The organism is Mesorhizobium sp. M7A.F.Ca.CA.002.05.1.1, assembly GCF_003998335.1.
Classification (GTDB): Bacteria; Pseudomonadota; Alphaproteobacteria; order Rhizobiales; family Rhizobiaceae; genus Mesorhizobium.
Genome location: NZ_RZQI01000075.1, coordinates 1 through 12,217 on the forward strand (window position 1 = coordinate 1; position 12,217 = coordinate 12,217).

The window sequence follows — 12,217 nt, forward strand, 5'->3', positions numbered from 1 at the left end:
TTCCAGAACGGCATGCCATTGTCATTGCTGACGGAGGGCGACTTGGCCAGATAGAGCGCACCGACGACGAGGCTCTGCGCCAGCTTCAGCTTGAAGTCGCGCACGCCCTCGCAGCCGATGGCGCGGCAGAACCGGGTCACCGTCGGTTCGCTGACCCCGGCGCGCTGGGCAAGGGCGGCGTTGGAGGCGTCGACGGCATATTTGACGTCGTCGAGCACGACATCGGCGACACGCCGTTCGGCCGGGCGCAATTCGCTGTAGGAATCCTTGACCAGCGAGATGATGTCGGGAATGCGCCGGACAGGATCGCGCCCCTCGGTATCCTGGCCTGGAACAGGCTCGTCCTGGCTGCCAGCTTCGTTCATGGGGTCCTGGTCTTTCCCTGGGTTGCGAGGCTGCCGTCTTAGCATGTTTGCACGCCCTGGCTCCACGCGCCCGACCGCATCGCAACCGCAGCGTGTCGTAGGGTAAAGATCACCTTCCTCCGGTCCTCTCCGATCCGTGTCAGTTCCGAAGTATGTAGGAAAGCAACATGCATTTCAAGGCCGCAAAACCGATATTAAAACAAGCAGATAGGCATACTAATCGATTTTCCTGATACGGTGGCCATCGTCGGTGCTTGACAGGAAAGTAGGATAGTTACAGACTGATTTTCGCTGGGGATGAGCCAATGGATCATCGCGCAATCTTCCCGGGGGGCAGATGAATACGGGCGATGCAAAAAAGCCGAAGCTTGGCGTGCAGGCAGCGACCAAGATCTATCACACGGCCTCCGGCGACCTGCTGGCGCTGGACCGCTGCAGCCTAGATGTCAGCGCCAATGAAATCGTCTCGATCGTCGGCCCTTCCGGCTGCGGCAAGACCACGCTCTTGTGGTCGATGTCGGGCCTGCACAGCCTGACCAGCGGCGAGATCCGGCTCGATGGCAAGGCCATCACCGGTCCGCATCCCGATATCGGCATCGTCTTCCAGGAGGCGAACCTCCTGCCGTGGCGCAATCTCGACGCCAACATCCGCTTCCCTTTCGAGATCAAGGGCGAGAAGCCGGACCGGGCGTGGATCGCGCATCTGCTCAACCGGGTCGGGCTCGACGGCTTCGGCGGCAAGTTTCCGCGTGAGCTGTCGGGCGGCATGCAGCAGCGTGCGGCGATCGTGCGGGCGCTGGCGCTGAAGCCCTCGGTGCTTTTGATGGACGAGCCGTTCGGCGCGCTCGACAGCTTCACCCGCGAGGAGATGAACCGGCTGGTCGAGGAGATCTGGCTCGACACCAAGACAACGATCGTCTTCATCACCCACTCGATCGAGGAGGCGATCTTCCTCTCCGACCGGGTCGTGGTGCTGAGCGCCCGGCCGGGCCGCGTCGCCAAGGAATATCGCGTGCCGTTTGCGCGGCCACGCTCGCTGGAGATCATGGCGACGAAGGAGGTCTTCGACCTCACCAACCGTATCAAGATGGACATTGTCGGCGAACGCACGCGGCCAAAAGCGCCGGAGCGCGCGAGCGCCGAGATCGTGAGGATCAGGCCGTGAGCGGAGGCGACGCCATTCCGGAATTCTCCAAATCCAAGTCTGCCGACGGCCACGAGGTCAGCCTGACCAATCTGTCGGCCTTCGCCAGCGGCCCCGGCATCAAGTCGGGCAAGGAGGTGGCGGCCATTCTTGCCGTGGCGGTGATCATCATCGGCGGCATCGAACTGGCGCTGCGGCTGTTCCACGTGCCGCTCTACATCATGCCGCCGCCGAGCTCGATCGCCTATGCGCTGTTCGACGAGTTCCCGCTGATCGCGCCGCATCTCGGCTACACGCTCGTCGAGCTGGTGTCCGGCTTCACCATCGGCGCCATCATCGGCCTGGTGCTGGCCGCCGTCATCACCCAGTTTCCGTTCGCCGAGAAGATCGTCGCGCCCTACATCCTGCTTCTGGTCACCACGCCGATGCTGGCACTGGTGCCGCTTCTGATCCTGCGCTTCGGCTTCGGCTACACGCCGCGCATCATCGCGGTGGCGCTGGCCGCCGGGCCGATGGTGATGATCAATGCCGCCACCGGCTTTCGCCGCGTCGACAGCGCCAAGATCGCGCTGGCACGCTCCTATGGCGCCAGCACCCTGCAGATCTTCTGGAAAATCCGAGCGCCGATGGCGCTGCCGATGATCCTGGTCGGGCTGATGATCGGCGCCATCTTCGGTCTGCTGACCGCGGTCGGCGCCGAAATGGTCGGCGGCGGCTTCGGCCTCGGCAACCGGCTGACCACCTATTCGTCGATGATCCAGATGCCGCAGTTCTTCGCCGTGGTGCTGATCCTGTCGACGCTCGGCATCCTGATCTACGTGCTGTTCTTCCTGATCGGCAAGAAATGGGCGAGCTGGGAGGCTTGAACACAGGGATATGACGGCGCGCCCGGGAGGCGGCGGCAAGAGACTGACATCAAACAAAAAAGGGGAATGCTATGACCAAAGAAAACTCCATCAGCCCGGCGGGCATCAGCCGCCGCTACTTCCTGCAGGTGACCGGCGCCGGGCTGGTGACCGCGACGGCGCTTGGCGCCACCGGCCTCAAGGCCAGGGCCGAACCCTACGGAAAATTCACCTGGATCTCGCCGCGCGGCACGCTCGAAGTGCTCGACGACTATCCCTACTGGGCAGCCAAGAAGGCCGGCTATTTCGATGGGCTGGACACCGACATGCAGCCGGGGCCGTCGGACGGCACCGCGACGGTGAAGTTCGTCGATGTCGGCCAGGCCGATATGGGCTTCCCGTCGCCCGGCGTGTTCTCTTTCGCCATCCAGAACGGCATGAAGCTGAAGTCGGTGTTCCATATGGGCGCCCGCGACACGTTCAGCATCGCCTTCCGCAAGGGCGAGGGATCGAACGATCTGAAGAAGCTGGAAGGCAAGACCATCCTGCTCGGCTCCGCCGCCTGGCAGTCGATCACCGACCCGCTGCTGGCGGCGCAGGGCGTCGACATCAAGAAGGTCAAATATGTCGAAGCCGGCTGGCCGACATGGGGCACGGCTCTTGCCGGCGGCCAGGGCGACGCTGCCCTGTCGTGGGAAGGCCTACGCGCCGAATGGATCGCCAAGGGGCTCGACTTCGAATACTGGCTCGGCGTGCAGAACTCAAAGCTGCCGGCCAATACTTTCGTCGTGCGCGCCGCCGATCTGGAGGACGCCGACAAGAAGGCGTTGCTGGAAAAGTACCTGCGCGGCTGGGCGATGGGCCTCGAATTCGGCTACCAGAATCCCCGCGCGGCGGTCGAAGCGGTGTTCGAGCAGTTCCCGACGCTGGCCAAGAATCTCGGGCCGGAGCTTGGCACCACCTCGATCCTGCAGCAGATCAACGTCTTCCGCGGCGACATGGACAAACGCGGCGGCTGGGGCTCGCACGACATGGCGAGCTGGCAGGGCTTCTTCGACGAAATCCACAAGATCGGCCAGATCACCGCTCCGGTGAAGGCCGAGGATGTCTGCACCAACGATTTGATCGGCCCGGCCAATGATTTCGACAAGGCCAAGGTCAAGGCCGATGCCGACGGCGTCAAGCTGTCGGAAGGTTTTGCCGCGCTCGATGTCGAGAAGATCAAGGCGCATCAGTTCGATTCGGCGGTGAAGTAGGGCTGGCAATTGTCCAGGTCAGCGCCGCCCCTCACCTGCCTGCCGGCATCCTCTCCCCGTAAACGGGGCGAGGGGACGCTGTCGTTGATGATTTCGCCAATCGCCAACATTGCGGCCAGCCCTTTCTCCCCGTCACTATACGGGGAGAAATGCCCGGCAGGGCAATGAGGGGCGGCGCCAACCTAAGGTGATTGTCCTGGATAAACATGCGGGCGACGGCAACAGCGCCGCCTGTGATTTAATCAAGAATTTGGGAGGCAGCGGTGTCCGACAGAGTAAAAGTGCTGGTGGTGGGTCTCGGCAATATGGGTGCGTCGCATGCCAGCGCGTATCACCGGCTCGACGGTTTCGAGATCGTCGGCATTATGAGCCGCTCGATCAAGAGCAACACGAAGATTCCGGGAGAGTTAGCCGGCTACCCACTCTACGAGGATTTCGACCAGGCGCTGAAGGAAACAAAACCGGACGCGGTGTCGATCAACAGCTGGCCGAACACCCACGCCGAATATGCGCTGAAGGCAATCGCCGCCAACTGCCATGTGTTCATGGAAAAGCCGCTCGCCACCAACAATGAGGATGCCGAGAAGGTTGTCGCGGCGGCGCGGGCGAAGAACCGCAAGCTGGTGCTCGGCTATATCCTGCGCGTCCACCCGTCATGGATCAAGTTCATCGAGGTCGGGAAGACGCTCGGCAAGCCGCTGGTGATGCGGCTCAACCTCAACCAGCAGAGCAGCGGCAGCGCCTGGCACTGGCACAAGAACCTGATCGATTCGCTGATCCCGATCGTCGATTGCGGCGTCCATTATGTCGACGTCATGTGCCAGCTGACCGGCGCCAAGCCGGTGCGCGTGCATGGCATCGGCGCCAAGCTCTGGGCGGAAGCCGACAAGCAGAATTACGGCCACCTGCACGTCACCTTCGATGACGGCTCGGTCGGCTGGTACGAGGCGGGCTGGGGCCCAATGATGAGCGAAACGGCCTATTTCGTGAAGGACGTGGTCGGCCCCAAGGGCGCGGTGTCGATCGTCGCCGGCCAGCAGGCAAGCAATGCTGCCGAACTTGCAGAGGTTTCGAGTTCCGCCGACATCGACCGCCACACCAAGACCGATGCGCTGAAGATCCATTATGCTCAGGTCGACGGCGACAAGAATTTCTCGAAGCCCGACGAGATCGTCAGCATGGAGGACGAGCCCGGCCACCAGGAGCTCTGCGACCGCGAGCAGGCCTTCTTCCTGCGCGCCATCCGCGAGGATCTCGACCTCACCGAGCAGATGGATGCGGCGGTCAACAGCCTGCGCATCGTGCTGGCCGCTGAACAGAGCATCGCACTCGGGCGGACCATCGACCTGGCCTGACGCAATCCGGCTGCTGGCGGCAATCGTTTCAGGCCGGCGCTGCCCCTCACCCTTACCCTCTCCCCGTGAAGAACGGGGAGAGGGGGTCGTCAGCGTTGGAGCGTCTCCCTTCTCCCCGTCACTATACGGGGAGAAGGTGCCGGCAGGCGGCTGAGGGGCGGCGCCAACGTTGGCAAGATCAACGAACGACGGGAGAGAGACATGGTCACCGAAAGTCTGCTGAAAACCTATGCCGAGTCCGACGCGCTCGACCTTGCGGCACTTGTGAAGCGGGGCGACGTTTCACCGGGGGAACTGGTGGAGGCGGCGATCACGCTGGTCGAGCGGCTCAACCCGACGCTCAATGCGGTCATCCATCGCCTCTACGACATGGCGCGCGCCCAGGCCGAGACAATCGACACATCAGCGCCCTTCGCCGGCGTGCCGTTCCTGCTCAAGGAGCTGGCCTCGTCCTGGACCGGGGCACCGAACACCAACTCCTCATTCTACCTCAGGGATGTCGTTGCCGATTTCGACACCGAGGTCGTTCGCCGCATGAAGGCGGCCGGGCTGGTGCTGGTCGGCAAGTCGAACGCGCCGGAGAACGGTTGGTCGATCACCACCGAACCAAAACTCTACGGTGTGACCAAGAACCCGTGGAAGGAAGGCATCACGCCCGGCGGCTCGAGCGGCGGCGCTGCCGCGGCCATCGCTTCGCGCATGGTGCCGATCGCCGAGGCCAGCGATGGTGCAGGCTCGATCCGCATTCCGGCCTCCTGCTGCGGTATCGTCGGGCTGAAACCGTCGCGCGGCCGCGTCAGCCTCGCGCCGTTCGGCGACTATTGGTATGGCGGCGCGTACTTCCTGTGCTGCTCGCGCACCGTGCGCGACACGGCGGCCTATCTCGACGCGGTTGCCGGCGCGCTGCCGGGCGACCCCTATACGCCGCCGGTGCCCGATGGTTCTTGGCTCAGCCTGTCGGCACGGGCGCCAAAGAAGCTGCGCATCGGCTTTTCCGTCACGCCACCCAACGGCACGGCGATCGATGCGGAGGTGAAGGCGGCGGTGCTGGCAACCGTGGCTGCGCTCGAGCGGCTCGGCCACGACGTCGAGGAGCACGATATGCCGCTCGACGCGAACGCTGTGTGGAAGACCTACACCAACATGACCTGCGTGCAGACGGCGGCGACGTTCGACTACCTTGAGACGGTGATCGGCCGGCCGGTGACGCCAGGCGATGTCGAGGCGGTGACTTGGGCAATCATCGAGCGCGGCCGCTCGACCAGCGGCACCAGGCACATCTCCGATGTCGAGCAGCTCAGGCAGGTCGGCCGCGACATCGTCGGCGACCTCGGCGCCTACGATATCTTCATCACCCCGACCCTGACGCAGCTGCCGCGTCCGTTCGGCTATTACGACATGTCGGAAACCGACATCGACCGCTACAACGCCAAGTGGGCGGATTCGGTGTTTGCGTTCCCCTTCAACATCTCCGGCCAGCCGGCGATCTCGCTGCCGCTCGGCTGGTCGAAAGACGGCGTGCCGATCGGCGTGCAACTGGTCGGCCGCTACGGTGACGAGGCAACGGTGCTGGCCGCGTCGGCGCAGCTGGAGCAGGAGATGCCGTGGAGCGATCGGCGGCCACCGGTGAGTGGTTAGGTGCTGGCCACCTCACCACCGAGTTCCGTGGCGCCCCCCTCTGTCCTGCCGGACATCTCCCCCTCAAGTGGGGAGATCGGCTGCTACGACCACCTTCGCCAATATTCGACGTTGAAGACGAAGACCGACGCCGAAACAGTCAATCTCCCCACTTGAGGGGGAGATGCCCGGCAGGGCAGAGGGGGGCGCCGTAGAGCGCTATCTTTGAAAAACGACCACGCCCTCGCTACCCAATCCTCTCCAGCCGTCTCGGCAAGCGGTTCATGGCGACAGCCCCGTCCGGTGTGATCAGGAACTGATCCTCGAGATTGAAGCTGGCGAGGCCGTCTATGTAGAGCGGGATCTCGAAGGCCAGCACCATGCCGGCTTCGATGACGACATCGCTATCGGCGGCGATGAACGGCCATTGCTCCGAGAAGACCGACTGGCCGACGCCATGGCCGAAATGACCGCGGCGGTAGGTGCGCAGCCCTTGCCGCGCCAGGCTGTCGGTGGCGACGCGATGCACGTGGGTGAGCGTGGCTCCCGGAACAAGCGCTGCCAGCCCGTCGTCAAAGGCCCGCTCGGCGATCGCGTGCAGTTCGGCCTGCTCGGCGGATGGCGATCCGAAGGTGAAGTTGCGCGACATGTCGGAGGCGTAGCCGCCGACCGTGCAGACCATGTCGCACTTCAGCGGATCGCCAGGCATGGCTTTCGCATCGGTGCTTTTGGCCTTCGCGCCCAGCGTCACATATTCGGCTGTGGCGACCGGATGGGACAGGCCGGACGCGGCCGTGGCGACGCCTTGCCGATAGAGGGCAATGAGATCGCCCTGACGCATGCCGGCCATGGCATCGACCTGCAGCCGCTCCAGCCCGGCTTCCGACAGGATGATGCCTTGCTGGAGCAGATCGATCTCGCGCGGCGACTTGATGGCCCGCAACCTGTCGAGCACGGCCGAGCCGTCGACCATCGTGCAGCCCGGCAGCAGCGCCTGCATGACCGAGAGATCGGCGGCGGGAATAAAATCGAGATCGACGCCGATCCTTGCGCGCTCAAGTCCGAACCCGCTCAGGATCTCCTTCAGTTCGCGGACGGAACGGGCAAGTTCGAATGTTGCCGGCCGGGAAAAACCAGGCGCCCGGCCAGACGAGGCAAGGCCGGCCTCGACGCGTTGCGCCAGCCCTTGCCCTGCGGTCGAGGCGTCAAGCGTGGCGGTTTCGATCCAGATCGGGTGGCTGCGGATGACGGCATCCGACAGAGCCAGTTGCAGCTGTCCCGCATTGAAATCCGCCACCACGACGCCCACCGGCAAGTCTTGGCCAGCCGGGATGACGACGAAGCCGGCGCCGGCGCGCCGGAACAGTCCCGACGGCCCGATCGAGGCTCCGGTCGCATAGTGGAAGGCCTCAGGCGCGCACAGCACCAGCGCCTCGATGCCGGCGCGGTCCATCAGTTGCGCCGCGCGCTGGCGATCGACAAAGCCTGTCATGGGTTTCTCCACTGTCCGAAGCGGCAACGGAGCATTCCGGGTGCGCACAATCAAGCCGCTGACAGCAGCTACTTGATCGATTCCAGCTTGGCGACGGCGGCGGTGAAGCCGGCCAGCGACACCGGGATGGTGACCGGCTTGCGGGTGACCGATTCCATGCCGATGTTCAGATTGGTCCCGGACTTCATGGCCTTGATGAGATCCGCCGACAACGGCGTGGCGGCATAGGCGCCGTTCTGGTCGCTGGTCTGGATGGCAATCGTCGTCTTCTGGCCCTGGTCGATCTGGAAGGAGGCGCCGGACGGCAGGAACAGGCCGTGCGGCAGGGCAAGCAGCATGGCGAGGCTGCCATTGCCGTTGTCGCGGCGCACGGTCACGGTCAGCACGCGCTGCCCGGTCTTGGCCTCGGTCAGGTTCTGCGACACCTGGCACTGAAGCTCGGTGGTCGCCGAACCGGAGGAGCAGTTCACCGCCCACGGATTGGCATCGGCCGGTTTTGCATTGGTTTCAGCCGGCTTTGGCTGGGCCGGCTTGGCATCTTCGGCAAGGGCTGGGCCGGCGGCCAGACCAAGCCACAGGGCGGCCAGCCCCGCGGCCACGCCAAGTAAATTAGACTTGTCTAAAGTAAGTGCCATGTTGTTTTGCCGGATGCCTTGCATGTTTCCTCGCCGCGCCCCGGTATTCTCCCGAGCATGGCTTGATACAACACTCGCGACTGTTCCGAAAGCCGAGCCGGAGGCAAGCAAGCCGGCGAAATTACTGTGGCCTTTCAGACACAGCGAGCAATTTTGCAGGAAAGCTCTAGAAATCGGATCGGCCAGGACTCGCTATACAATAGAATTCGAGTAAGAATCTACACGGGGCGCGTGTAGTCCCCGAAGGACTCGCCAGGGATGGGAACTACCGAGACTTCTCGGCAAGTTGGTGAGATAGCGGCGCGTGGGGAGGATTTCCACATTCGCGCTGGCTATCGCCGTTCGCAAATCGCCAGGCATCTTTGGAAGACGACGGCGCTGACGACGCTGGCGCTCGGTCTTTCCAGTCTGACGGCCCATGCCGATCCGAACGGCCTGTGGCAGCCGCAGATCCGCGCCATCATCGGCGCCGACAACAATGGCGGCAACGGCGCGCTCGAAGGTTTCATCCCGCTCAAGCAGACGGCCGAATCCGTGCTGTTCCTGGATGTCCGGGCCAAGCATGATTTCAAGGATGGTTCCGGCCAGGATGTCGGCCTCGGCATTCGCCGCATCGTCAACCCGGACCTGATGATCGGCGGCTACGCCTATCTCAACCTCGAGAACTACAACTCCACCCAGTTCACCGCCGCCACGCTGGGCGCCGAGGCGATCACGCCACATTTCGATGCGCATGTGAACGTCTATCTGCCGATCAAGGGCGATTCGACGGATCACTCGACCAGTTCGACCCTGTCGATGGTCAGCAACCAGCTGATCGAGCAGATCTCGGTCCTTGACCACCGCGACTACGCCGCGTGGGGCATCGAGGGCGAGATCGGTGCGCAGGTGCCGGTCGCCCTGCCCGACAAGCATTCGCTGCGGCTCGACATCGGCGGCTATCACTTCGAGGATCCGCATGGCGACGACGGCAGCGTCACAGGCGCCAAGGCCGGGTTCGAGTATACGATCGGCGATGTCTTCGGCAGCAACACGGAACTGGTCTTCGCCGGCGAGGTCCGCAACGACAATCGCGACGACACCCAGTTCGCCGGCAGCGTGCGGCTGAACATCCCGTTCAATCCCGGCAGCGGCTCGGACAATGCGGCCAATGGGGCCGACAACGGGCCGGAGCCGGTCTATCCGGTCAGCGAAGGCCTGCGCAAGCGCGTCAACGAACGCGTGCGTGGCGATATCGGGGTCCGCGTCCAGTCGCAGACGCTGACCGGCGGCTCGACGACGCGTGTCGCGATCAACGCCGCCACCAATGCCGCCTTCGGCAAGTTCTATTTCGCCGATGGCGGCCTCGCCGGCGCCGGCACGCTGGCCGACCCGACGACTCTGGACGACGCCGTGACCAAGTCGGGTGCGAACGGCTTTGTCGTCGCGCTTGGCGGCAACGGCAATCTGACGACCGGCGGCGTGACGCTTGCCAATGGACAGACCGTCATCGGCGGCGGCGAAAGCGTCACCGCCAGGCTTTTCGGCGGCGGCACCAGCACCTTCAACCTGGGCGGCAGCGACGGCACGATCCAGGGCACCAACGTCGCCAACCCGGTCATCACGCTGGGCAACGGCAACACGCTCAACGGCATCACCATCACCGGCGGCGCCGACGGCATTTTCGGCAACAACATCACCGGCGCGACGCTGACCAATGTGACGGTCACCGGTGCGGGCGGCAACGGCGCCGACTTCACCGGCAGCTCGACCGGCATCACCGGCTCCAATTTCACCGCCACCGGCAACGGCCTCGATGGCTTGCACATCGAAGGCGACGGCACCTACAATTTCACCGGCACGACGCTGCTGCAGGGCAATCTCGACGACGGTCTCGATATCAGCGGCAAGGGCACCTACACCTTCGCCACCATCAATGCGCAGGACAATACTGACCGCGGCATCACCGTGCAGGGCACGTCGACCGGCGGGACGTTCACCACCACCGGCGGCACAATATCGGGCAATGGCGGCACCGCCGTCTTCATCGATCCGATCACCGCTCATGTGGTGCTGGACTCGATCAGCCAGAGCGGCGGCACGTCGGGCGTCGTGCTCGAGAATGTCGCGGGCAGCTTCACCGTCAACGGTGCGACGACGATCTCCGACACGACCGGACCGGCGATCGCCATTTCGGATTCGCCGGCGGCGATCCGCTTCGGCGACATCAGCATCACCAATCCCGGCGCCGACGGCATCTCGTTTGCCGGCGTCAATGCGGCGGTGGTCACCGGCAACATCGTCATTTCCGGACTGGGTGTCGGCACCGGCGTCGATTTCTCCGGCAGCAAAACCAATTTCACCGCGCAGTCGCTCAACATCACCGGTACCGGTGCCGCCGGTTCGATCGGCATCGACCTGACCTCGCCGAGCGTCGGCGGCGCGGTGATCACCATCACCGCTGGTGGCGTCATCGCCAATGTCGATACCGGCGTGCGGCTGGGCATTGCCGGAACGCCGGGGGCCACGGCCAACGCCGAGTTTACCTTCGGCGGCGGTTCCAGCTCCATCTCCGGCATCACCGCCTCGCTCGATGCGCGCGGGCTCAATGAGGGCAGCGGCCACTACGCCTTCGGCACGACGCAGTTTACCGGCCCGCAACTCTACGATCTGCGCAATTACATCTTCGTCGCGGCCGGGGCTTCGGGCGGCGGCACGTCCATCACCGACCTCGCCTCGATCGATTATGCCGACAGCATTACCGCCAGCGACGCCATCATTGTCCTGGTCAACCGCGGGACGATCGACGACGCCACCGGCTTCTCGCTGAGCGACGGGCAGGAACTGGCGTCGTTCGGCAACGGCCGCGCGTTCTCGCTCGGCGGGGTGCCGTTGAATGTCACCGGCACCAACGTCCATCATGACGAATCCATCTCGGATTCCGCGGGCGCGGCAACGCTGACCAGTTCCGGCGCCGGCGATGTCGTGACGCTGGGCAACGGCAACACATTGCTCGATTTCAATATTTCCGGGGGCGCCGCCGCCGGCATCCACGGCCTGGGCACAAATGGCCTGACCGTCCAGGGCGTGACGGTCAGCAATGTCGCAACCGGCCTCTTCCTCGATGGAGTGGCCGGTACGGTCTCGGTCGACGACCTGACCGTCCAGACCGCATCTGAAACCGGCATCGTGCTTGTCGGTTCGAGCGCGACCGTCAATTTCACCGGCAACACCAAGATCACCAACGCCACCAGTGCGGCGCTGTCCGCCAACAATTTCGACGGCATCGCCACCTTCGACGATCTCGACATCACCGGCGGCGGCGTAGGCATAGGCATCGTCGGCAGCTCCAGCGGAACCTTGACCTTCGGGGTCGGGAGTTCCATCGCCAACACGAGCAGCAACGCCTTCTCCATCAGCAACTCGACGCCCAACGTCACCTACAACGGCACCATCAACCAGACCGCTGCTACCAGCGCGGTGGGGATCTCCGGCATGAGCGGCGGCAGCGCCACGTTCGGTGGAGCGA

At 64.2% G+C, this 12,217-nt stretch carries 9 protein-coding genes; 6 read left to right on the top strand and 3 right to left on the bottom strand.

Annotation, left to right across the window (positions count from 1 at the left end):
- The coding region (locus tag EN939_RS06300) for a MurR/RpiR family transcriptional regulator (protein ID WP_164750896.1) at window positions 1–365 on the bottom strand (365 nt) is incomplete at its 3' end.
- A 337-nt stretch (window positions 366–702) separates the two neighbouring features.
- On the opposite strand from EN939_RS06300, the gene EN939_RS06305 reads away from it, so the two are divergent.
- The 5 genes from EN939_RS06305 (at window position 703) to EN939_RS06330 (ending at window position 6,603) form a co-directional block, all read left to right on the top strand.
- Window positions 703–1,530 (top strand): ABC transporter ATP-binding protein, encoded by an 828-nt coding sequence (locus EN939_RS06305; RefSeq protein WP_127267334.1) that lies wholly within the window; start codon window positions 703–705, stop codon window positions 1,528–1,530.
- Window positions 1,527–2,375, top strand: coding sequence for an ABC transporter permease (locus EN939_RS06310; RefSeq protein ID WP_127267335.1), 849 nt, complete (start codon window positions 1,527–1,529; stop codon window positions 2,373–2,375). The genes EN939_RS06305 and EN939_RS06310 overlap by 4 nt, the downstream gene beginning before the upstream one ends.
- A gap of 71 nt (window positions 2,376–2,446) precedes the next feature.
- Complete coding sequence (locus EN939_RS06315) at window positions 2,447–3,610, top strand: ABC transporter substrate-binding protein (protein WP_127267336.1); 1,164 nt, start codon at window positions 2,447–2,449, stop codon at window positions 3,608–3,610.
- 263 nt (window positions 3,611–3,873) lie between these two features.
- Entirely contained in the window at window positions 3,874–4,965 is a 1,092-nt protein-coding gene (locus EN939_RS06325) for a Gfo/Idh/MocA family protein (RefSeq protein ID WP_127267337.1), read from the top strand.
- 201 nt (window positions 4,966–5,166) lie between these two features.
- A complete protein-coding gene (locus EN939_RS06330) occupies window positions 5,167–6,603 on the top strand; it encodes an amidase (protein ID WP_127267338.1) in 1,437 nt (478 codons plus the stop codon).
- Window positions 6,604–6,829: 226 nt separating this feature from the next.
- On the opposite strand, the gene EN939_RS06340 is transcribed toward EN939_RS06330, so the two are convergent.
- Both EN939_RS06340 and EN939_RS06345 read right to left on the bottom strand, forming a co-directional pair.
- A complete protein-coding gene (locus EN939_RS06340) occupies window positions 6,830–8,074 on the bottom strand; it encodes a M24 family metallopeptidase (RefSeq protein WP_127267339.1) in 1,245 nt (414 codons plus the stop codon).
- Between the two features lie 68 nt (window positions 8,075–8,142).
- On the bottom strand, window positions 8,143–8,709 hold the full coding sequence (locus EN939_RS06345; protein WP_236382972.1) for an invasion associated locus B family protein: 567 nt from the start codon (window positions 8,707–8,709) through the stop codon (window positions 8,143–8,145).
- A 258-nt stretch (window positions 8,710–8,967) separates the two neighbouring features.
- Here EN939_RS06345 and EN939_RS06350 point away from each other — a divergent pair.
- The coding region (locus tag EN939_RS06350) for an inverse autotransporter beta domain-containing protein (protein ID WP_206528266.1) at window positions 8,968–12,217 on the top strand (3,250 nt) is incomplete at its 3' end.

What these genes read in the sequence shown, in the direction of transcription:
- EN939_RS06305 (WP_127267334.1), top strand. Translation starts at nt 703, where the DNA reads ATGAATACGGGCGATGCAAAAAAGCCGAAGCTTGGCGTGCAGGCAGCG.
- EN939_RS06315 (WP_127267336.1), top strand. Translation starts at nt 2,447, where the DNA reads ATGACCAAAGAAAACTCCATCAGCCCGGCGGGCATCAGCCGCCGCTAC.
- EN939_RS06330 (WP_127267338.1), top strand. Translation starts at nt 5,167, where the DNA reads ATGGTCACCGAAAGTCTGCTGAAAACCTATGCCGAGTCCGACGCGCTC.
- EN939_RS06340 (WP_127267339.1), bottom strand. Translation starts at nt 8,074, where the DNA reads ATGACAGGCTTTGTCGATCGCCAGCGCGCGGCGCAACTGATGGACCGC.
- EN939_RS06345 (WP_236382972.1), bottom strand. Translation starts at nt 8,709, where the DNA reads ATGGCACTTACTTTAGACAAGTCTAATTTACTTGGCGTGGCCGCGGGG.